The sequence below is a fragment of the Snodgrassella alvi genome (assembly GCF_002777855.1).
GTDB classification, from domain to species: domain Bacteria; phylum Pseudomonadota; class Gammaproteobacteria; order Burkholderiales; family Neisseriaceae; genus Snodgrassella; species Snodgrassella alvi_E.
In genome coordinates, this window is record NZ_MEIK01000028.1 from 20582 (window position 1) to 43308 (window position 22727).

Below are 22727 nucleotides of genomic sequence, written 5' to 3' on the forward strand. Positions count from 1 at the left end.
TCCCATAAAAGTAATAGTATTTTATTTGTCGGTAATATCAATATGCTGAATAATCTTTAATGCTATTATAATAATTGATTATGTCATATATACTGTTTTGGATAACGCAGAAGGGTAAATTTGCTTGATTTTGCCTTTAATCTACATTTACACTTGCGCCCCTGTTTTACATGAATAATACAAATTAATAGTTGATGTTAACATATTAAGAGGGCGTTAATTATGTCTAATCTGTTTGCTCGTACCGAACCGGCCAGCCGCAGTTTTGGGGTGGCTTTTTTTGCCGGTATTATGGGGGGGCTGATTTCGGCTTTTGTGAAATCTGGTACCGAAGGTATCATGCCACCGCGCACACCAGACCGTGTGCCGCCTCCAATTCAGATGATTCAGGATATGGGCATTGATATTCACAATATGGTTTACACTTATTCCGACCAAGTAGTGAACTGGGGTGGCAGTCTGATACACATCCTGTTTTCAATTGTCTGGGCTGTCATTTACTGCATGGCAGCAGAAATTTTTCCTAAAGTAAAATTATGGCAGGGAATGGCCTTTGGTATTGGGGTAACTATTTTGTTCCACGGTATTATGCTGCCAGTCATGAATTTGTCGCCTGCTCCGTGGAATCTGCCTTTTGATGAGCTCTTTTCTGAACTGATTGGTACCTTGCTGTGGATGTGGACTATTGAAATTTTCCGCCGCGATTTGCGTAACCGTCTGACTAAAAAACCAGACCCAGAATTTCAATAGACTAAAGTAATGATGGCCGGATGCAGAATTTCTTGATATTCCGGCTATCAACAGAGATAGTTTTTTGTTTTTGCCCATGTTTATCCATATAATGAAGTGTCAGTATGACGCTTGATACTGGATAAGTGTCATGGGCATTTTAGTATTTGTGTCTGAACTCTGCTCTGTTGTACGGTTTATTTCTAAGTTTGATTATTTTATGCATAATAAATAATGAAAATTAGATAAATATTCAATCGACTGCCTGCTTTTTCATTATGTACTAACTGATTTTTTCTATTAATTGAAATCAGATGCAAAGATATTGTTCTGGTTATAAAATCTAGTCTTTCTTCTTCTGGACAGTGCTTGGCGGCTGTTTGGACAATATTCGATATTACTGTTTTGCGGAAAGAGAGCTGATGGCTTTACAACTATATAATGAGCAGTTTGAAAGTCGTTTGCTGCTGGGAACCGCTGCTTATCCCAATCCGGAAATACTGCGGGCAGCAGTTAGAAAATCTCAGCCGGCAATGATAACGGTGGCTTTGCGCCGGCAGGGTGCTACTTCGGCAGAGCATGGTCAGGGTCTGTGGGGATTGCTACAGGAACTAGATTTGCCTATTTTGCCTAATACAGCCGGCTGCCTGAGTGTGCAAGAGGCAGTAACAACAGCGCAGATGGCACGCGAAGTTTTTGCCACAGACTGGATTAAGCTGGAGCTGATTGGCGATGACCATACTTTACAGCCGGACGTGTTTCAGTTGGTACAGGCGGCCGATATCCTGATTAAAGATGGCTTTAAGGTACTGCCCTATTGTACGGAAGATCTGATAGCTTGCCGCCGTTTACTTGATGCCGGCTGTCAGGCTTTGATGCCTTGGGCAGCACCGATTGGCACCGGACTGGGACCCGTGCATGAATATGCCCTGCATGTGCTGCGTGAACATTTACCTGATACTCCATTACTTGTGGATGCGGGGCTGGGATTGCCTTCACATGCGGCAGCTGTAATGGAATGGGGTTTTGATGGGGTGCTGCTGAATACTGCCGTTTCACGCAGTGGTGCTCCGGTGTTGATGGCAGAAGCTTTTGCTCAGGCGGTAAAGGCCGGCAGACTGGCTTATGAAGCGACGCCGGTTGTACCGCGGCATAATGCACAGGCTTCTACGCCACAACTAGGTCAACCTTTCTGGCATTATCCTGACTATAACGATTAAAAATAAAGTGTGTACGCACGTTATTTTTATTATTCTGTCCTGTTTTGGCGTAGTGGCTGCATTAAAACAGGACAGATTTTTTGTCGTTAATGGTTGTGCTTTGAATCGGTATAGGAAATGCGTTTTTTCAATTGCTGCCTATACAGAGGCAAAAACAGGGTCAGCAGGATAAACCAGACCGGAGTGGCTACCAGTCCGGTAAGCGTATCTTTGTCCTGACTAAACAAATACAGCACAAACGCAAAAAATATCAGACACACATAACACATCGGAATGCCAAACGGCATTTTATAAACGGAGCGCGCATGTGCTTCTGGGAAAAGGCGACGATAGCGTAAATAGGCAATTAGGATTACTGCCCAGACAAAGATGAAGCAGATGCTGGAAACGGTGGTCACAATGGTAAACACTTTCATGACATCACCTTCGGCATAAAGCAGAAAGACGCCAATCAGCAATAGTGCACAAGAATATAACAAACCGTTTTGCGGTACGCCGGAGGCCGACAAACGGGCAAATACCTTCGGACCTACCCCGTTGCGGGATAGACCGTACAACATGCGGCCAGTGGAGTACATACCGCTGTTGGCTGAAGAAAGCGCGGAAGTCAGTACAACAAAATTAATAATTGTAGCGGCCGCGCTGATGCCAATGAGCGTAAACATGTTAACAAACGGGCTGCGGTCTGGTGCCACCATACTCCATGGTGTGACGGTCATGATGATAGTCAGAGCCAATACGTAGAAAACAATCACACGTACCGGTATTTTATTGATGGCTGCCGGTAGTGTAGTGGTGGGATCGTCAGTTTCGGCTGAAGCAGTACCAACAAGCTCTATACCAACAAAGGCAAATATTGCAATTTGGAAGGCTGCAAAGAAACCAGACCACCCATGTGGCATCCAGCCTCCGTACGACCACAGATTGCTGATTCTGGCTTGAATACCGTTGGTGCTGACAAAACTGGTTATGAGCAGATAACCGCCACAACCAATTAAAGCAAGAATGGCCAAAATTTTAATCAGCGCAAACCAAAATTCTAGCTCGCCAAAAAGCTTCACAGATAGCAGATTGAGCGTTAGCAGAATGATGATGCAGATGATACCGGGTAGCCACAGGGGTACCTCCGGCCACCAGAATTGGGTGTAGCCGGTAATAGCGACAATATCGGCCATGCCAATCACCACCCAGCAAAACCAGTAAGACCACCCAACATAATATCCAATAGTAGGGTTGAGAATATCCGTTGTGAAATCAACAAAAGATTTGTATTGCAGGTTATGCAAGAGTAATTCACCCATGGCCCGCATGACAAAAAACAGAAATGTACCGATGATGATATAGGTAAACAGTACGGAAGGGCCGGCCAGACTGATGGTGCGGCCGGATCCCATAAACAAGCCGGTGCCGATTGCTCCGCCGATGGCAATCAATTGTAAATGTCTGTTTTTCAGAGTCCGTTTTAATTCGGGCGGCCGGTTCATGTTTTATCCTCTATAAACTTGAAAACAGGAAGTAAACTCATGGTGTGATTTTGACGGATGAATGTAGAGTAACGGGTTATCTTAAGCGGATGTATTTTCATCACTAACAGGCTGTATCACAGCCGTAGCAGTACGTTATTTGTAGGATACAGCACCCAATGATTGGGTAGCGTAGACAGCCTAATGTCCATTACTGTATCACAGTTTTTTACAGTTGCTGGCAATATCTCAATGTAGTGGTTGTATATGGAAAGATGTTGTATTAATGTTGTGGTTTCAAGGTATATTGTATGCGTTTCAGGTTAACTTTAAAAATAATAATTAAACTAATTTTAGGGAGAAATACTCCATGCGCGCGATCCTGACTGGATTGGTGGTAGGCTACGGCTTTATGGTGATGTTTATCAGTACGGCTATAAAAGGTGTCTACCAAATTAATTTTACCGGTCTGGTGCATCATTATGGTGTTGGTATTGAGGCAATGGCTCTGGCTGGCGGTTTCTTTGGTTTGGCGCAAGGGGTGTTTTCAGCAATGGTCGGAAAGTTGTGTGACCGTTGTGGTGCCAGCTATGTACTGCTCTCTGGCATGTTGTCTGCTGCGTGTGCATTTTTGTTGTTTTCTTCTGATAATAGTTTTTTGACTTTTTTGCTTGGTTTTCTACTATTCGCCGCATATGCAATGGCGGCTTTGACTTTTGTACCAGTTAGTATTCTGATTGATATGTATGTGATGCCAGAACGGCGTCAGCTAGCCTATGTGCTGGCCACAAATGGTATAGCCGTAGGGCTGATGGTTCTCTCGCCGATTTGGATTTATTTGGAAGGCTATCTTTCATGGCCCATGCTGTGCTCAGTGCTGGCTGCAATATTTGCCTCTCTGGCTGTTATACCAGCGTTGCTTAACTGTCTCGGACGGACTCCGGTGAAAATACCAGTAGCGTTACGTGCTGTAACAGCTCCTTTAACCCAGCCAAATGCACAGGCTGTCAAACATACTACGCTAGCGTCTCTGCCGCGATACTGGTATTTCGACCGCAGGTTCTTACTGGCTGCACTTGCTTTTTCAGGCTGTGGTACGTCGATGATTTTTATAGATGTGCATTATGTGCCCGCTATTCAGGAAATATTGCAGCATCGTACCGCTGCTAATCTACTGACCGGTTTTTCGCTTAGTCTGCTTGGTTTATCTGAGGCACTGGGAAGTTTGCTGATTGGCTATATAGTGTCGAAAAAAGTATCGCTGCCATTGCTCTTGGGTATGTTGTTTCTACTGCGCTGTGCCACACTGATGGCGTTGGTATTGTGGCCTGAACCAATGATGGTGCCGTTGTTTGGTATATTTTTTGGCATTACCTATATGGGTACCGTGATTATTATCTCGCGTCTGGCCGGTACTATTTTTGGATACCGCTATAAAGGATTTATTTTTGGTGCCTTCTTCCTAATTCATCAGCTAAGTGGTTTGCTTACAGCATGGCTGGGCAGTTTGCTGCGGGTTTATTGTGGTAGCTATTTTCCGGTTATCTGTTTTGTTGCGGTATGGCTGGCCTTATCAGCAGGAGCGTCTTTACTTCTATCGATTATGAAAAATAATACAGATGCTGGTACAGACACTGGGAATGATAGTCGGTTTCAAGTTAAATACGAATAATAGTTCCTGTCTGGAATGAGACAGTCTTGATTGTGGCCTTGTTAGCCGTAAAATAGACACAACAAATTTAAATAGTAAGAGTGTAGACAATGAGTGAAAATAAAGTGGTGCATTACCTGAAAGATTATCAGGCTCCCGATTTTGCAGTGGCAGAAATTGATTTGACCTTTACGATAGAGGAAGCTTATACCCTTGTGCGCAATCGCATGATGATTGTTCCGCATGAGGTAGGTAGACCATGTGTGCTGGATGGCAGTGCTGAATTATTGCAAATTGTGCTGAATGGAAAATGTCTTTCTCCGCATGAATATGCGATAGCCGATGAAAAACTGACGATACATACGGTACCGGATACTCAGTTTGAGCTTGAAATTACCACTAGGTTGTATCCGGCGCAGAATAAAACGCTGATGGGGTTGTATGAATCGGGCGATAATCTGTATACCCAGAATGAGCCGGAGGGTTTCCGTAAGATTACTTATTATTTTGACCGGCCTGATGTGATGAGTCAGTTTACCACTACCATTATCGGTGATAAGCGGCGCTATCCGGTAATGTTGTCCAACGGTAATCTGATTGACAGTGGTGAATTGGATAACGACCGGCACTGGGTTTGCTGGCGTGATCCGTTTGCTAAACCCAGCTATCTCTTTGCTCTGGTTGCCGGACAATTGGCGGTGTTGGAAGGTAATTTTACCACTCGCAGTGGGAAAGAAGTGGCACTGAAATTTTATACCCGTCCAGAAGATCGGGAAAAAGCAGGTTTTGCGCTGGAATCTTTGAAACACGCCATGCAATGGGACGAAGACCGCTTTAATCTGGAATATGATTTAAATATATTTATGGTCGTGGCTGTGAGCGATTTCAATATGGGTGCCATGGAAAACAAAGGCCTGAATATATTTAATACTAAATATGTGCTGGCTAGCAGTGATACGGCAACCGATGCTGATTTTGAAGCCATTGAAGGGGTAATCGGTCATGAATACTTTCATAACTGGACCGGTAATCGTGTCACCTGTCGCGACTGGTTTCAGCTCTCTCTGAAAGAAGGGCTGACTGTTTTCCGTGATCAGGAATTCTCTGCTGACCGCGCTAGCAGAGCGGTGCGTCGTATTCACAATGTTAGGGTATTGCGCAGTATGCAGTTTGCTGAGGATGCCGGCCCAATGGCGCATCCGGTACGGCCGGCTTCGTATGAGGAAATGAACAATTTTTATACGCTCACAGTATATGAAAAAGGCGCTGAAGTCGTACGCATGTATCATACTTTGCTGGGCGAAGAAGGTTTTCAGAAAGGTATGCAGCTTTATTTTCAGCGGCATGACGGTCAGGCCGTGACTTGTGATGATTTTCGTGCAGCAATGGCGGATGCCAATGGTGTGAATTTAGACCAGTTTGCATTATGGTATAGTCAAGCTGGCACACCGCAGATTAAAGCGCATGGCGACTATGATGCACACAATCAAACTTTCAGCCTGCATCTGCAGCAATTCATTCCGCCTACTCCGGATATGGCCGATAAACAGCCGATGGTGATTCCGGTAAAAATCGGCTTGCTAGACAAAAATGGTGCATCTGTCGCTTTTAAAATGTCCGGTACCGCAGATAAAACTGAGGAAACGGTTCTGGTATTCAATCAAACAGAACAAACGTTTGTATTCCATGATGTAGCGAAGGAAGTCGTACCTTCAGTGCTGCGCGGATTTAGTGCACCGGTACGACTAGACTATCCTTACCACGATGCCGATTTGATGTTGCTGCTGGCACATGACAGCGATTCTTTTGCGCGCTGGGAAGCGGCACAAACTTTGTATCGTCGTGCATTTGCTTCCAATCTGGATGCACTGGCTTCTGGCCAGCCACTTCCACAACATGTCGAACTGGCACAAGCGCTAACTTCAGCTTTGAATGCCGATATTGACCCAGCGTATAAAGCAGTCTTGCTACAGGTACCGACAGAAGCAGAACTGTGGGAAGATGTGTCTTCAATTAACCCTGAGCAATATGTATGTGCGCGTCAGGCTTTGTTGCAGAGTCTGGCCTGCAGTATGCAGGATACGCTGACACACTGGCGTGAATGGGCGGATGAACAGGAGCGTAACAGCCGGCATCAGGCACCGCAGGAGTATCATCCTGATTTGGCTGGTGTTCGTAGTTTGCGTAATACATTACTGCAATGGGGTGTATTGGCCACTGCAGATTTGCTACACAACATAGTAAACGAATTCAGTCAGCGTGCTACTAATATGACCCATGAATACGGAATGCTTGCGGCTATAAATCATTTGTCTGATGATAAACGCAATGACTTGCTGAATCAGTTTGGCCAGCGGCATGCGCAGGACGATCTGGTAATGGATAAATATTTTATCCTTATCGGTAGTAGTCAGCGTCCAGACACATTGCAGCAGGTTGAAAAGGCTTTGCAGCATCCAGCTTTCAGTTTGGAAAATCCGAATAAAGTGCGCTCATTATTAGGCAGTTTCAGTCGTAATATCCCTCATTTCCATGCTGCTGACGGTAGCGGCTACCGTTTCTTGGCGGATTATATTCTGCGTATTGATGAATTTAATCCCCAAGTGGCTTCACGGCTGGTGCAAGCATTTAATCTGTATGACCGGCTAGAGCCCCAGCGCAAAACGTTGATGGCTGAACAATTGCAGCGCATTCAAAAACATGAGGGTTTATCTAAAGACAGCCGTGAGATTGTAGATAAAATTTTGCATAGCTGAAATATGTAAATTTATTTTACTGTTGTATATTTATTAAGAGCACTACTGCTAAACAGTAGTGCTCTTAATTATTGGGGTATAAACAACTGAACCATAAATGACGCTGGATTTGAGTGTAAGGCTTCAGCTTTCCAGTAGCTGTTTGCCCAGATAGTCGTTGTCTCTGGCCATGCCTGGCAGGACAAAGTAAAAGCCTCCACCAAAAGGTTTGATATACCGCTCGAGGGGTTCTCCGTTCAGGCGGTTTTGGGTATCGATAAAGCCTTTTTTCAGGTCGTTCTGATAGGCTACGAAAATCAGTCCCATGTCTAGTTGACCGCTGGGTAAAACGCCAAGGGAATAGCTGAAGCTGCGTCGGCGCAGTTTGGCTACGTGCCGTTCGGGAATACGTGGTTCGGCACGACGCATATGTGAGTCAAATAAGATACGGTCGCCATGCGGGTCTCGTTTCATTTGCGGATCATCCATCTCATGCTTCATGCCAATAGGGGCGCCACTGGATTTGTAGCGGCCAAAATCGTTTTCCTGATCTTCTAGCGGTGTTCTATCCCAAAATTCTAGGTTGAAGCGAATCAGGCGGATGGCCTGATAACTACCACCCAGACACCATGCTGGTTCGTGATTATTAGCAGTGACCCATACCAGCTCGTCCATCAGTTTACTATCGGTAATGGCTGCATTGCCGGTGCCGTCTTTAAAGCCAAACAGATTGATGGCGGTGCTGTGATGGTCAATATCCCTTGCCGGTAAAAATCCGTCCATTTTCCAAAGCGGTACCATGTATCGATTACAGTGGTGGATGATGTCGCGCAGGGCATAGATAACACTTTCACGGCTGTTGGCGCAGAACTGGATTGATAAATCTCCGCCACACCAAGATTTCTCCAGCCGGTCGTTGGGGAATCGTGGCATGGGAATCAGTTTTTTTGGTTTCTGCTGAGCCAGACCGAAGCGTTGATCGAATAGGCTGGCGCCAACGGCAATAGTGATAGTGAGGGAATCGGGTGCGAGATTGTGTCCAAGCAGACCGGACTCGGGCGGAGGAAGCTGGTCTGTTTTGTCTGCACTTAAGGTCTGAGGACGGGTAAGAAAGGCAATGCGCTGAGAAATAAGCTGGAGTAATTGTTGCAGCTGAGTTTTGTCTCGTGCGGTAACGTTAAAAGCGACAAAAATAGCCTCTTTGGTATCTGGTGTAATCACTCCGGCCTGATGTCTGCCCCAATAGTCTACGGCTTGATTGTAATCGTGGCTACAGGTTGCAGCAGCGCTAGCTGTGTTGCTGATACCTAATCCTGTCATTCCTAAGCTGCCGGCCAGCAACATTTTCATGCCATGGCGACGGGCAGGACTAGCCGGATTGTCTTTTGCTGTGGTAGCTGTTTCAGATTGTTGAGTTAAGGTATTTTTGTTCATAACTGATATCAATGAGGATATTTGTAGTAAACCTTTACGCCCAGCTGCGCACGTAATTGTGCCAGCCTGCTGCTTTGGAGGCTAAGCAGAGAATAGAGGCGGTCGTGGTCTGTTTGGCTCAGCTGACTGAAGCTCTGAAACTGATTATTGGGTAATTGATAGTGCTGTAGGACGGCAAAAATCTGCTGATATCCACTATCAAGTGACATGCGTTGTTGTGTCGAAATAAAGGGAGTCAGATATTGAACAATTTGCGCTGAGCCAGCTACATTGGCCTGAATATCGGCCAGATCGCTGTGACTGTATTGATTTTCTTTACCGGCTAGCTTGGTTTGTAAAATCATTTCTAGAAAATCGGCTGCGGACTGGACAATTTTGGCGATATCCAGTTCATCGGCAGCTACACGTTTTTGTAGGTCGATGATTTCGTATTGCAGATTGGCAGCTTCAGCCTGTGCCTGTTGCATGTCTTTAAGCACAAATAAATCATATTCCAGACGATGAAAACCGCTAAAAGCAGGGTCGTTAATGCCTTGCAGATAATAATCAGCGCGCGAGTTGATGTTTTCGTCGGCATTGCCAAATAATCTAACAATAATTCGGATCTGTTCGTAACTTTGGTGCGCGCGGATATAGTCCAGCTGAGCCTGTGCCAATTGTTTGTTACGGCAGGCTGCGACGATGGCGTCAAGGTATTGCTGGGTGGTTTTCAGCTGTGTAACGACCTGTTGCTGATAAGCCTGAATGGCCGCATGATATTTTTGCGGGGTGGGAATGTCGCCTTTGGCTGCAACGGCATTGCTATCGTCGATAATGGGGGCTAATAATCCATGTGCCTGAGAGAAAGACGGCAGTAATAAGGCACACAGACAAAGAGTGTGAAACAGACGCCGTATCATTTGGTTTTTTTCCTTAAGAACAATAGAGCCATTATTATCCAAAATAAACCAAAGGTGATCACGCTGATCCACATAGGCTGCGAACGATAGGCAAACAGTGATGAAGCAAAGCTACCGAAAAGGCCGCTATCGTCAATGACATGAGAGGTATCCCAAGCCGGATTGATGAGAAAATCAGGGATGGATACGTCGTGTTCGAGTAACATATTGGTCCCGTCTTCAACAGCTTTCAATAATAGTGAAATGGAAAGAAATAACAGCACAACACCGGTGATGGTAAAGAATTTTTTCCATTGGATGAAGCGGCTGGTGAGGATAAATACATAAAAGGTAAATGCGGATACAATGATGCCGATTAGTACGGCCATGAAGAAGCCGGTGTAATTGTGGCTATTGAGCTGCATAATCTGACCGGATAGAAAAACAACTATTTCACTGCCTTCACGGGCAATAGCGATGGCAATGATGAAGAGTGCTCCCCACCATGAGTTGCGCGCTACCTGCTGCGCCATTTCTTGTTCGAGTGTGGATTTCATGCTTTTGGCATGGCGGTTCATCCAGTACACCATTTGTACAATTAGTATGCTGGCTACTGCGGACATGGCCATCATAAACAGGGTTTGATGGTCATCGCTGAGCTCTTTGAAGACGCCATTGATAATTAAAGCGAGTATGACTGATATCAGTACGCCAAGTCCGATGCCGCCAAACAGATAGCGCATGCCGTTACTTCTGTCGGGGTTGCGGTTAATCCATGAATAAATAATGCCGACTACGAGCAGTGCTTCGAAACATTCGCGCCAGACAACAAAGATGACTTGTCCCATTATATATCCTGTTGTTATTTTACGATTAGCTGCCCTTTGGGCTTATTCAGATGAAAGTCGTCAAAAAAGATATAGGTGCCAGGTTTTTTAGGCGATATGACTACTACTGAAGAGGCGCCGGGTGCCAGTACTTTTTCTTTAACTAGCTGGGTGCTTTCAAATTCCACTGGTCCTTTGCCAATGTTGGTGACCTTGATGCGGATTATTTTATTGGCCGGTGCATTGAGGGTGAGAGGCATCATGTCGCCATCTTTCATTTTTAATTCCAGTGTGACTTTGTCTTCAGCGCTGGCTAAACAGGAAAGCATGAGGCAGACTGAACTGAGCACAATAAGAAAAATTTTTTTCATGATGTTTGCGCTTGTGGCTATGGTGTGCTGATGAAAAGCAGGAAAGGATTATTCTGCCGGTTGAGACCAGAATAATCCTGTCCGTACGACTTAATTCATTAATAACTGCCTTTGCGGCCTACACCGGTGTAATCAAAATCCCAGCTAACTTCAAATGGTTTGAACCATGGTGCTACGCCGGTTTCTTTATCAATATGACGTGCCATTTGATTGGCAGTAGGTGGGGAGATGCGGTAGGTAACACGGTATTTACCATGGCCATCCAGTTTGATGTTGTCGCCATAGTGCGGACCGTCATTGGCCACCATAGACATAAATTTACCTGAATGTTCGAATTTGCCTTTGTTTAGCTTGGTGACGGCATACTCAACATTTAGGTTGGGAATCCAGTCTCCTTCAGCAAAGCCATTGGGGTTGCCTTCTGTGGCATGAATATCGGCTTCCATGTGGACATCGGATTTGCTGGCCGGCAGATGCATATTGCTGTGATCCATTCCATCAGTATCCATGGTGATGGGTGGGAGGTAGACACCGGAAATTTCCATTCCATTTTTGATGATGGGTTTACCCATCGGATATTCTTGAGCAAAGGCAGCCATGGACACTAGGGCTGCGCTGGCGATCGCAATTTTTTGTAACAGCATGTCTGATTTTCCTATTTATAGTTATGCTGAATCGGTAAGAGACAGCATGACTAGATTAAATTGATAAGTATTATCAATATACTCTTTTTACGAATGTTAGAAAACCATTAAATTGTGTTTTTTTGCGCTGGTTTAGTGTTATTTATTGCTATGCTGAAATGTCTGATTTTTGATGGTTTTTTTATTAGACTGGGCTGAGTTCTGTCTGTTGCTGAATAACTCTCTGTATGATGATTTGATTGATAAATGAATGATTTGTGCTGAATCATTTATCTGCCGGAGCTTTGAGCAGTATTTGTTTAATCAACATTGGTATGAAATTGTGATTTTGTGGCTAAATGGTATAAATAATTATTGTTGCAGTGTGCACAAGCTATTGATATATAAGTTAAGTAATGTTAAATTATCGCTTCGGCCGAATAGGCTGCTGGTGAAGGATTTGCTGGCAGCGTTTATCGATCATATTTGTTTGTGGTTTAACTTTCGGAAATATGTTCTGGCTGAAATCTGTGCAGTCTGATGTGGCTGCCTATGGTGTGGTCACCATAGGCAGGATGTGACTAGGATTTTTGTAATACTTGCCAGATTTGTTGCGCGATGGGTTCGATGCCGTTCCACAGCAAAGGATTCCAATTGCGCTGTTTGCAAAATGAAAACACCATGGTTTCGGCACTGAGGATACTTTTACAGGGCCTGAAAACCAACAATCCGCTGTCCTGCCAGTCTGAATCAGCTCTGACGATATAAGGTGACAGGATATAAGCGGTATATTCGGCTGCTTCATCTGGTTCATTGAGCCATGGACTGCCGATTGGTGTGGTTTGTTGTAGATAGTAAAGGGCATAGGGATGCTGCAATTGTATGTTGTCGTGCAGTGCAGTGGACAGTGTGTTCTTGTCTGGTGCAAGAAGTTTCATTGTCTGTCTCCCTGTGTATGGTTTATGTCAAATACATTATTTGTATTTGTCATGTAATATATCTGTGTGTCTTGACGATATCTGATTGTGTGGTGTGTTTGCGCAAACAGGTGATGTGGCAGATTGTGATGGGGGAGATTCGCTTTGTAGATGTTCATATTATTGCCTTTCTCTTTGGTCCAGAAGCCGCAAATGTGCTGTCAAACACAGATGGCGGCAGACAAATGGCAGGGTTGACAGACCGACAAAGAGAACCGGCAGGCGCGAAGCCTCCCTGCCACTGTCCACCATGAATGAGGAGGAGGCAATGGATATTTACAGACAAAAAAGCTACTCCGTGGGTGAGTAGCAGGATGTCTGCCTCTTTGATCAGCCTGTCAAAGCTGGTTGCGCTATTGAACGCAACGTCTTTATCTTGCCGTTAAAGCTTGGTACTGTCAAATATTGCCGTGTACCAGATGTTCCGGTTGTTTGCTGTGTGTTTTCAATCGGGGTAAAAGAGGAGTTTTTACCGTTTTTCTTTTGTCTCCTTGGTAACCATAATGATCCCCTTTAAGGTTTTTTGATTTGCCGGCATGTTGGGCTGAATACCGTTCTTTAAACGGTATGTACAAAGAGTAAACTGACTGATTTACTGTTATATGATGAGTATACCCCTTAATTTTTTTTCTGAAGGTGCCTAAACAAGCTTTGATAGCCGTGGGCTATAAATTCGACGGAAATGCGACATTACTGATGAGTATTGTTGTATTTGAGGAATGTTGCTGTGCAGACAGACTGTATGAAGTTAGTTATGCAAATTATGACAATATTTTATTTAAAGTGTTGTTTATTGGTTGCAAAAGGGTATTCGTAAATCTAAATAAAAGTTGCAGATTAGGGTTCTGATTTGTATGGGAACACGATATTTAAATATTATTGCTTATTTATATGAAAAATGGATAATAATATAGATTAGACTGGTTAGTTATTTTAATTACCTGATTAAGAGACTCATGATTAATGTTGAAATGATAGTCATGTCTGAATTGGTTGCTGAGTAAAGTCTGTGCTTTTTCAGACTTTTTTTGTTTGATCATTCTTTATGATGTCTGCTTGAAATGTAAGCTTGTCGGCTAGTTTAAAGTTATATGGATGGTGCTGAGGTTATCAATATAATCTGAGTTTTGGTATAGTAGATATCTATCTTTTTGTCATGATTAGAACCAATTCGGTAATTTAGGTTTTGTGTTACTGTCAATATGATGATATTACTTGTTGGACTCCAGGTATGATGGAATGGAAATAACAGAAGGCTTTTTTACTTGTAGATAATTGGGTTTTATCAAAATGTTGAGTGAATAACAGTGAAGTGTATGTTATTTATTGATTAGAATTTTTTGTATAAAAAATCGGGCATACATTAGTATGCCCGAGGCTTATGCTGATAATTCAGCTGTTACCATTTATAGCCAACACCTGCGTTGAAACCTGTTTCATGGCCGGTGGTGGATACGCCTGCACCCCATGAGAATTTACCGGTGTTATTGGTGGCTTTGTAGTTGATGCCGACAGCGGTATAGCCATGGTATGAACCCATACCTACGCCTACGGTCTGTTCACCTGCATTAAGCTGTGGCAGATAGGCGCCAGACAAGGCCATGGCCAGTGCGGTACCAGAGTAGGCGCGACGTTCGACGTGCTGAACGCGATCGTTGACGTAACTCAGGTTACGGTTGATGTTTTCCATCTGGGAATTGACACCTTTAAGCTGGGCAACGTTGACTGCATCGGTGTCTGCTGTACCGGCAGCCACGCCAGTAATCTGGCGGTAAACGCCTTTAGATGCATCTCCCACGGACACAGCTGCTTCGGTGCTGGTGGTGGCCATAATGGCTCTTGCCTGCTGTCCGGTAGCCGTTACGGGTATATAACCGCTAATGCCGCCTGCTGTGCTGGCTACTGAGTTGGCTCCCAGTGCGATACCGCCTGCCTGTGTGACACTGGCATGGTTGCCGATGGCCACGCCGCCAGCTGTGCCAGCTGATGCTTGTGACCCAATGGCTATGGCGTCATTACCACTAGCTGAGGCTGCGCCACCGATGGCAACTGAGTTGGTGCCACTGGCTGAAGCGACGCTCAGGGTGGAGTTAACTTTGGCGTATTTGCTGCCTCCGTTGTACAGATTGGTTAAGGCATCACCGACATTATTGGCAGTTATTGTGCTGCCATCGGCGGCTGTGGTGCTGTAGCTTGGCGCATTGAAGCCGCCGTTACCGGCACGTGTAACCGGACTGTAGCTGGCATTGCCTCCCAAGCTGGCAGCCACGGCAGTCAGTGCATCTGCTGTTGAAGTAGACAATTTTTCGGTGTCTGCAATCGCTTTGTTGGCTTTATTGGCAGCTTCCGCGATGGCTGCATTATTGCCGCTGCCGCCCTGATTGGTTAGCTTCTGGTCAAATGCTGTCGACAGGGACTGAATATCGTCCTTAAAGTCATTTCGCATCTTCCACAACTGGCTGCCATTAACGGCGTCTTTGGAGTCCTTATTCTCATCACCAACTGCTACATTGGTAATTTTCTGACCGCTAGACGAGCCACGACCTGCATCGTATACGGTACCATTCCATTGTAATGCGTTTTTCTGCAATGTTTCCAGTGAAGTGGATAATCCAGCCGGTACGTTGCCTGTAGCAATAGTTAGCTGATCCTGAAGGCTGGAGAGACTAGTTGATGTGCTTGTAGACAGGGAGTATAACTGCCGTCCATTTACTGCCTGATTTGAGTCGGCAGATATGGTGCCATCTGCAACGTTGCTGATGGTTTTTTCATTTCCGGCTCGGGTCAATGAATAGAGGCTATTGATCTCGTCATCGTACATTACGGCGTGTTTTTTTACATATTCCAGTTCAGATTTGGTATCAGAGAGATCTGAACTTACAGATGCAATTTGTTTGGATGTGGTGGCCATATTTTCCTGAGTGGTGGAAATTAAGCCCTGAACGGTCTGCATTTTTTTGTTGACTTCATCCAGATTCAATTTGTTCTGACTGGCAATATTTTCCACAGAGGAAGATACTGAACTCAGGATAGAGGATGACAGGCTGAATAGCTGTCCGCCGTTGACGGCATCGGTTGAGTTTTGGTTAACATCACCTGAAGCCACTTGGAGAATTTTCTGTGCAGTACCGGAGCCATGGCTGGCATCGTAACCTGAACCATTCCACATTAGGGCGTCTTTTTGCAAAGTACTGAGGCTGTTGGCTGTGGTGCTCAATCCTGTAGCCAGACTTGAGATGCTATTGCTGATATTGGTGAGGTCAGTGCTGTTTCCAGATGCAATGCTGGACAGGCTTTCACTGAATGAAGATGAAAGCGAGAATAGCTGGCTACCGTTGACAGCATCAGTAGAATCTTTACGGACGCCACCGGCTGCTACATTGGTAATTCTTTGGGCACTGTCTGAACCATGGCTGGCATCGTAAGCATTACCTTTCCATTGCAAGGCATCTTTCTGTAATGAATTGATGTTGTTTGCTGCGGTAGACAGACTATCGGCCAGTGTCGAGGTGGATTTGAATACATTATCAATGCGTAAATTGGTTGTACTCAGGCCGGTGGAAAAGGTATTAGATAAAGTATTAGACAGATTATCCATTCCACTGATGGTAGCTGTGGAAAGAGAATATAACTGTCCGGCATTGACAGCATTGGTGGAATTTTCGCTTACGTCACCGGCCGCTACGTTAACAATTCTTTGAGCATTGCCAGTGCCATGGCTGGCATCATAAGCAGCACCATTCCACTGTAAAGCATCTTTTTGCAATATGCTAATGTTATTGGCTGCACTGCTAACACTTGAGCTTAGTTTGGAGAGGTTGTTGTTAGTGGTGTTTAGATCATTACTGTTTCCAGCTGCCATGCTGGTCAGACTATCATTGAATGATGATGACAGTGAATACAGCTGACTGCCGTTTATGGCATCAGTAGAATTACCATTGACGTCACCTGTTGCCACTTTGGTAATCTTTTGTGCCGAGTCTGTGCCGTGACTGGCATCATAAGCGTTGCCATTCCACTGCAGAGCATTTTTCTGGATAGTACTGATGTTGTTCACGGCAGTAGATAAACTTCCGGCAATGGTTGAAGTGGACTGAGATATCATATCAATGCGGGTTTTAGCATAGCCGAGGCCGGTAGAAAGGCTGTTACTAAAACTATAAGCAAGATTATCTATATCGGTGGTAGTAGACGTAGACAAAGAGTAAAGCTGTCCACCGTTTACGGCATCGGTAGAGTCTTGGTTGATGTCGCCGGCTGCCACATTAATGATTCTTTGAGCAGTACCGGAGCCATGGCTAGCATCAAAAGCAGTACCATTCCACTGTAACGCATTTTTTTGCAGGGTACTGATACTGTTTACGGCAGAAGACAGATTGCCTGCAATGGTTGTCGTAGAATGAGATACTGTGTCAATACGGTTACTCGCTGTATTCAGGCTGGTGGTCAGAGTATTTACTGCATTATTCACTTGCCCCAGACCGCCAGAAGTAGAACTGGAAAGAGAATGCAGTTGAGCACCATTAACGGCATCAGAGGATGTATCGGTTACATCACCAGCAGCTACGTTAGTAATCTTCTGTGGATTACCAGAACCATGGCTAGCATCGAAGGCGGTACCATTCCACTGTAAGGCATCTTTTTGTAAGTTGCCGATGCTATTGGCAGCAGAAGAAAGGCTCCTGGCAATAGTCGTAGTGGACTGAGATATTGTGTCAATGCGTCCTTGAGTGGCAATTAAAGATGTACTTAACTGATCGATTGTATTGTTGATATTTCCAATATTACCGCCTGATATGTTGTTGATGGTATTGCTAACCGTAGTGGAAAGAGAATAAAGCTGTCCGCCATTGACCGCATCAGTAGAATCCTGACTTACGTCACCGCTAGCGACTTTGATAATTTTCTGTGCAACCGATGAACCATGGCTGGCATCATAAGCGGCACCGTTCCATTGCAGAGCATCTTTTTGCAAAATAGTAATGCTGTTGTTGGCAGTAGACAGATTACCGACAATTGCTGTGGTGGACTGAGATAAATTATCAATGCGAGAGATTACTGTACTCAGATTACCAGAAACGGTGCTGGAAAGAGAAAACAATTGTCCGCCATTTACGGCATCGGTTGATTCTCTAGTCTCTTTACCTGCTGCTACCATGGTGATTTTTTGTGCATTGCCAGTACCGTGACTGGCATCATAAGCATCATTATTCCATTGCAGCGCATTTTTCTGTATGTCTGTGATATTGTTTATGACACTGGATAGATTAGTCTGAATCTGGCTGGTGGAATTGGAAAGAGCATTAATCTGTAAGTTGGTGTTATTTAGTGCTCCGGTAAGATTATTCACCGAAGTGGACACCGTATTTAGGGAGCTATTGGTGCTATATAACTGACTACCATTCACCGCATCGGTAGAATTCTGATTGACATCACCTAGGGCTAGATTAGTAATTTTCTGCGGACCATCCATACCACGGCTGGCCGTGAAATTGCCATCTTTCCACTGTAATGCATTTTCCTGCATGGAGCTGATGCTGGTATTAACAGTACTTAGATTGTTTGACAACATAGTAGTTGTACCACTAAGTGTGTCGATACGATTAATCGCACCATTTAGTTTTCCGGTCAAATTTCCGACGGAGCTGATGATTGAGCTTACACTGAGGTTGGTATTGTATAGTTGTCCACCAGTTACTGCATCGCTAGAATCTCTATCAATTTTTCCAATAGCTAGATTGGTGATTTTTGTATATTTAGCATCATAATTGTCACCGTTAATTAGTAAAGCATTTTGCTGCAGGCTATTAATTTTGTCCGTAGCAGTGGATAAACTGCCGGAAATTCTGGAAGTGGAATCTGCGATACTGTTGATTCGTATAGCGTTGTTGTTCAAGCTGTTGGTTAAATCAGCCATCGAGTTTGTGATGGCAGAAATTTTTGTATTGGTTTCAAAAAGCTGACTACCATTAATAGCTTGGGTTGAAGTAGGTGATACATCTCCATTATCAATATTTATTATTTTCTGTGGTTTACCATTTCGTAGCAGATCGTAAGCACCGTACTCAGTATTCCATTGAATAGAATCGTTTTTGAGTGTACTGAGATTATTATTAGTTGTGCTTAGGCCTTTGTTTAAGGCATCGATATTATTTGCCAGAGCATCAATTTTGCTCGTGGTATTCCGAACAGTGCTGATTGTGGTAGACAAAGAGCTGATACCAGTTGAAGCCGAGCTAGACAACTGAAATATCTGGCCAGCATTGACTGCGTCGGTAGAATTGGGAGCCAAAATGCCAGTTTCAATGTTAGTGATTCGTTGTGGTGAACCGCTATCGTGACTGGCGTCATAGGCAATACCATTCCATTTTAGTGCAGAAGACTGCAATGTATTCAGACTAGTACCAACTGTGGCAATGGAATTATTTGCCTTTTCCAAAGTTGTATTGGTTGTATATAACTGCGAAGCATTGACAGCATCGGTAGAATTTGCGCCTAAAGTACCATTACTCACATTGGTAATCTTTTGTGGTGTACCAGAATCATGGCTTGCATCATAGGCCGCCCCATTCCACTTCAGTGCAGAAGTCTGCAATGTGCTTAGACTGCTTGAAATGTTATTTATGTTATTGTAATTGTTAAAATTGGATGTAGAAACCGAAGACAAAATAGAATTAGTGGTGTAAAGCTGACTACCATTAATTGCTTCATAGGAATTAGCTGCTAGCTGTCCGGGAGCTACATTAGTAATCCTTTGCGGAGCCCCTGAATTATGACTTGCATCATATGCAGACATTAATTCGTTCCACTGTAGGGCATTGTTTTGTAATTTGTTTGCAGAAGCAGTAACTATATTTAGGGAGTCGCTAACTGTAGATAGGCTAAAGTTAGTGGTATATAACTGGTTTCCGGTAACTGCATCTGAAGAATCAACATTCAGGGTGCCGTTTGCTAAATTGGTGATTTTGTATCTAGCACCTTGGACGCCGTGGCTGGCGTCATATCCAGCCGTTCCATCCTGATAGCGCTTCCATTGCAAGGCATCTGTCTGCAAATTATTAACAGTTGTAGATACATTATTTGCAGATGATGATAATGAAGTGAGGATGGAGTTGGTTGTAGACAGCTGACTGCCAGTTACTGCGTCTGTAGAACCGGCTAATAATGAACCGGCTGCAACATTGGTGATTTTTTGCGGTGCACCGGAACCATGGCTGGCATCATACGCATTACCATTCCATTGCAGGGCGTCTTTTTGTAAAGCAGAAACATTGGTATTTAATGTGTTGATGTTGTTATTGACGTTACTAAGGTCACCTGCTTTGCTTAAGGTAGTAGAGAAAGAATTCAGTGTGGTAGAAGTTAAGGTAGAAATACTGTAAAGCTGTCCGGCATTAACTGCATCAGTAGAATTGGCTGCCAGGTCGGATGCAGCAATATTCGTAATTTTTTGAGCGGTGCCCGAATCGTGACTCGCATCATAAGAAGAGCCATTCCATTGCAAAGCATCTTTTTGTAGGTTAGTAATTTTATTGTTTAGGGTACTAATGCTCGTGTTAGCGGAACTTAAATTAGTGCCTAAAGATATGACGCTGTTGCTTAAAATGCCAATGTTGGAATTAACATTACTTAAATCTCCGGCACGCTCTAATACAGAGGAAAGGGTACTTAAGCCGGTCGAGGATGATGTAGAAAGAGTATAAAATTGTGCACCATTGATCGCATCTGTAGAAGTAAAGGCTACAGAACCGGCAGCAATATTAGTAATTCTTTGAGCTGAAGTAGTGCCATGACTTGCATCATAAGCATTGCCGTTCCATTGTAGGGCATCTTTCTTCAGACCGGAAATATTGTTGGTTATGGAGCTGATATTGGTATTGATATTAGTCAGGTCACCGACTTTGCCTAAGGTTGTAGACAGCGAATTCAGCGTTGTGGCAGTAGAGGATGAAATACTGTAAAGCTGCCCGGCGTTGACTGCATCAGTAGAATTGGCTACTAGTTCGGCTGCAGCGACATTGGTAATTTTCTGAGCGATGTTTGTACCATGACTGGCATCATAGGCAGTGCCATTCCACTGTAAAGCATCTTTTTGTAAATTACTAATATTGGTGTTCAGGGTGCTGATGCTGGTATTAGCACTGGTCATTCCGGTGTTTAAAGTAGAAATACTATTGTAAGCTGAGCTTAGGCCGGTAGATGCAGACGAAGACAAAGTATAAAGTTGCCCACCGTTGACAGCATCTGTGGAAGATGATGTGACAGACCCAGCAGCAACATTAGTAATTTGCTGAGCAGCATTCGTACCATGGCTGGCATCATAGGCAGTGCCATTCCATTGGAGTGCATCTTTCTGCAGACCGGATACATTTGTGCTAAGCGTGCTGACGCTATTATTCAAAGGGGTTAAATCGGATGCTGCATTGATTGCAGTAGACAGACTGGTGAAGCCGTCCGAAGTATAGTTTGCAAGATTTTTTAATTGGGCAACGTTAACCGCATCTGTATCGGCTGTACCAGCTGCCAGACCGTTAATCTGGCGGGTAATCTGAGAAGTTGAGTTACCGATGGCAACCGCAGCTGCAGTACTTTTCCATGTTGCAGACTGATTAGTGGTGTTAGTATTTTTTCCAGAGGGGTCAAAGCCAACAACACCGGCATCGGTATTGGCCAGAGAATCACTACCCAATGCCACAGATTTTTCCAGAGTGGCATTGGCATTGGCACCTATAGCAGTTGCGCTATCTTTCTGTGCCACACTGCTCAAACCAACTGCTACACTGCCGATACCATCGGAAGTTGCTAGTGACCCCAGTGCTACTGCTGAAGTGCCGGTAGCCTGTGAACCAACGCCCATTGCTATTGAGGTTATTCCAGAGGCCAGAGCTGCGACTCCATATGCCTGTGCGCCACCGGCTGTAGCAGTGGCATTATTCCCGAAAGCGGTTGAGTAGTTACCTGTGGCATAAGATCCGCAGCCAGTTGCAAAAGAATAGACGCCGTAAGCCAATGGCATAATATTCGAGTCTCCTCCGGTAGGTGTACCCATGAAACCGCTTGAACCGTTTGTTATTCCGTTTGTTACGCCGTCACCATTCCAGTTTTGTTGACCGTTACTCGTGCCGTAAGGATTAGTGGTTACAGTACCTCCTAACACGGTTTTGCCGGTAAAGGATGTATTTTGCACAAAACGCAGGTATTCTTCTTGCGCTGAGATGCCTGTTTGACCTATATTTCTACGGCCATTCACTTTGTCTGCACCACACCAGTCATCATCGCCTGAAAGAACAACGCTACCATGGCTTCCATTTGAATATAATACACCTGCGGTGGTACTGCTAGGACTTAACGAACCTGTAATGGCTACGTTTGCTGCAGTAGCTGGTGTAATGATATGCAATTGCAGCATAAGTGCGGTAAGCGTAATGCTGACAATTTTTTTCAGTCCACATTTATTTAGTAATCTTTTACACAAGGGAAGGTCAGAGACGATATTCGATTTTGTATGGCTATTCGCTAATTCTGATGCTGCTACCCATGTTTGTGTGTGTTCATTCCAGACATTACGGTAAACCTTGTTCATAGGTGACTCCTGATTTTGATTAATTAACTAACAAACAAACTAAACCTCTTATTTAAATTTCTTTTTCTGCGGTGTTCTGTTGATACCTACAAATAAAAACTGTAAATCTGAAAACAAATTGCCTGTATTTCTATCCATTAATCATTAATTAATAATTAATGGCAGCTGTGATGGCAGATTACGCTTGAAAAAAAGATGCTTATAAGTTCTTAATTTTTAATTATTTATATTTTCGG

The 22727-nt window shown here is 44.2% G+C and carries 13 protein-coding genes; 5 read left to right on the plus strand and 8 right to left on the minus strand.

Annotated features, from left to right (window positions below; translation table 11 throughout):
* Positions 1-222 precede the first annotated feature (222 nt).
* Both BHC43_RS03490 and BHC43_RS03495 read left to right on the plus strand, forming a co-directional pair.
* Positions 223-750, plus strand: coding sequence for a YagU family protein (locus BHC43_RS03490; protein WP_180295836.1), 528 nt, complete (start codon positions 223-225; stop codon positions 748-750).
* Positions 751-1151: 401 nt separating this feature from the next.
* The gene (locus BHC43_RS03495; protein WP_100156521.1) at positions 1152-1949 is read left to right on the plus strand and encodes a thiazole synthase; all 798 of its coding nucleotides are present in this window, start codon (positions 1152-1154) and stop codon (positions 1947-1949) included.
* An 86-nt stretch (positions 1950-2035) separates the two neighbouring features.
* Here the strand turns inward: BHC43_RS03495 and BHC43_RS03500 are convergent, their stop codons facing one another.
* Positions 2036-3433 (minus strand): amino acid permease, encoded by a 1398-nt coding sequence (locus BHC43_RS03500; protein WP_100151913.1) that lies wholly within the window; start codon positions 3431-3433, stop codon positions 2036-2038.
* A gap of 349 nt (positions 3434-3782) precedes the next feature.
* Here BHC43_RS03500 and BHC43_RS03505 point away from each other — a divergent pair, with 349 nt between their 5' ends.
* Together BHC43_RS03505 and pepN are read left to right on the plus strand one after the other, a co-directional pair.
* Positions 3783-5084 carry an MFS transporter gene (locus BHC43_RS03505; protein ID WP_100156522.1) on the plus strand — a complete coding sequence of 434 codons (1302 nt, stop codon included), beginning with the start codon at positions 3783-3785 and terminating at the stop codon, positions 5082-5084.
* A gap of 89 nt (positions 5085-5173) precedes the next feature.
* A complete protein-coding gene (pepN, locus tag BHC43_RS03510; protein WP_100156523.1) occupies positions 5174-7819 on the plus strand; it encodes an aminopeptidase N in 2646 nt (881 codons plus the stop codon).
* Positions 7820-7942: 123 nt separating this feature from the next.
* Here pepN and efeB read toward each other — a convergent pair whose 3' ends face one another.
* The 6 genes from efeB to BHC43_RS03540 all read right to left on the minus strand — a co-directional run bounded on the left by efeB (position 7943) and on the right by BHC43_RS03540 (position 12869).
* Positions 7943-9232: an iron uptake transporter deferrochelatase/peroxidase subunit gene (gene efeB / locus BHC43_RS03515; RefSeq protein ID WP_100156524.1), complete on the minus strand. Its 1290-nt coding sequence runs from the start codon at positions 9230-9232 to the stop codon at positions 7943-7945.
* Positions 9233-9240: 8 nt separating this feature from the next.
* Complete coding sequence (locus BHC43_RS03520; protein ID WP_100156525.1) at positions 9241-10131, minus strand: EfeM/EfeO family lipoprotein; 891 nt, start codon at positions 10129-10131, stop codon at positions 9241-9243.
* On the minus strand, positions 10128-10958 hold the full coding sequence (locus BHC43_RS03525) for an FTR1 family iron permease (protein WP_100156526.1): 831 nt from the start codon (positions 10956-10958) through the stop codon (positions 10128-10130). The genes BHC43_RS03520 and BHC43_RS03525 overlap by 4 nt, the downstream gene beginning before the upstream one ends.
* A gap of 14 nt (positions 10959-10972) precedes the next feature.
* Positions 10973-11308, minus strand: a complete 336-nt coding sequence (locus BHC43_RS03530; RefSeq protein ID WP_100140757.1) for a cupredoxin domain-containing protein — start codon at positions 11306-11308, stop codon at positions 10973-10975.
* Between the two features lie 98 nt (positions 11309-11406).
* Complete coding sequence (locus BHC43_RS03535) at positions 11407-11952, minus strand: iron transporter (RefSeq protein WP_100140756.1); 546 nt, start codon at positions 11950-11952, stop codon at positions 11407-11409.
* Positions 11953-12512: 560 nt separating this feature from the next.
* The gene (locus BHC43_RS03540; RefSeq protein WP_100140754.1) at positions 12513-12869 is read right to left on the minus strand and encodes a hypothetical protein; all 357 of its coding nucleotides are present in this window, start codon (positions 12867-12869) and stop codon (positions 12513-12515) included.
* A gap of 71 nt (positions 12870-12940) precedes the next feature.
* On the opposite strand from BHC43_RS03540, the gene BHC43_RS03545 reads away from it, so the two are divergent.
* Positions 12941-13162 (plus strand): hypothetical protein, encoded by a 222-nt coding sequence (locus BHC43_RS03545; protein WP_143558393.1) that lies wholly within the window; start codon positions 12941-12943, stop codon positions 13160-13162.
* Between the two features lie 1145 nt (positions 13163-14307).
* Here BHC43_RS03545 and BHC43_RS03550 read toward each other — a convergent pair.
* Positions 14308-22491 carry an ESPR-type extended signal peptide-containing protein gene (locus BHC43_RS03550; protein ID WP_100156527.1) on the minus strand — a complete coding sequence of 2728 codons (8184 nt, stop codon included), beginning with the start codon at positions 22489-22491 and terminating at the stop codon, positions 14308-14310.
* Between the last annotated feature and the right edge of the window lie 236 nt (positions 22492-22727).

What these genes read in the sequence shown, in the direction of transcription:
- BHC43_RS03490 (WP_180295836.1), top strand. Translation starts at nt 223, where the DNA reads ATGTCTAATCTGTTTGCTCGTACCGAACCGGCCAGCCGCAGTTTTGGG.
- BHC43_RS03495 (WP_100156521.1), top strand. Translation starts at nt 1,152, where the DNA reads ATGGCTTTACAACTATATAATGAGCAGTTTGAAAGTCGTTTGCTGCTG.
- BHC43_RS03500 (WP_100151913.1), bottom strand. Translation starts at nt 3,433, where the DNA reads ATGAACCGGCCGCCCGAATTAAAACGGACTCTGAAAAACAGACATTTA.
- BHC43_RS03505 (WP_100156522.1), top strand. Translation starts at nt 3,783, where the DNA reads ATGCGCGCGATCCTGACTGGATTGGTGGTAGGCTACGGCTTTATGGTG.
- pepN (WP_100156523.1), top strand. Translation starts at nt 5,174, where the DNA reads ATGAGTGAAAATAAAGTGGTGCATTACCTGAAAGATTATCAGGCTCCC.
- efeB (WP_100156524.1), bottom strand. Translation starts at nt 9,232, where the DNA reads ATGAACAAAAATACCTTAACTCAACAATCTGAAACAGCTACCACAGCA.
- BHC43_RS03520 (WP_100156525.1), bottom strand. Translation starts at nt 10,131, where the DNA reads ATGATACGGCGTCTGTTTCACACTCTTTGTCTGTGTGCCTTATTACTG.
- BHC43_RS03525 (WP_100156526.1), bottom strand. Translation starts at nt 10,958, where the DNA reads ATGGGACAAGTCATCTTTGTTGTCTGGCGCGAATGTTTCGAAGCACTG.
- BHC43_RS03530 (WP_100140757.1), bottom strand. Translation starts at nt 11,308, where the DNA reads ATGAAAAAAATTTTTCTTATTGTGCTCAGTTCAGTCTGCCTCATGCTT.
- BHC43_RS03535 (WP_100140756.1), bottom strand. Translation starts at nt 11,952, where the DNA reads ATGCTGTTACAAAAAATTGCGATCGCCAGCGCAGCCCTAGTGTCCATG.
- BHC43_RS03540 (WP_100140754.1), bottom strand. Translation starts at nt 12,869, where the DNA reads ATGAAACTTCTTGCACCAGACAAGAACACACTGTCCACTGCACTGCAC.
- BHC43_RS03550 (WP_100156527.1), bottom strand. Translation starts at nt 22,491, where the DNA reads ATGAACAAGGTTTACCGTAATGTCTGGAATGAACACACACAAACATGG.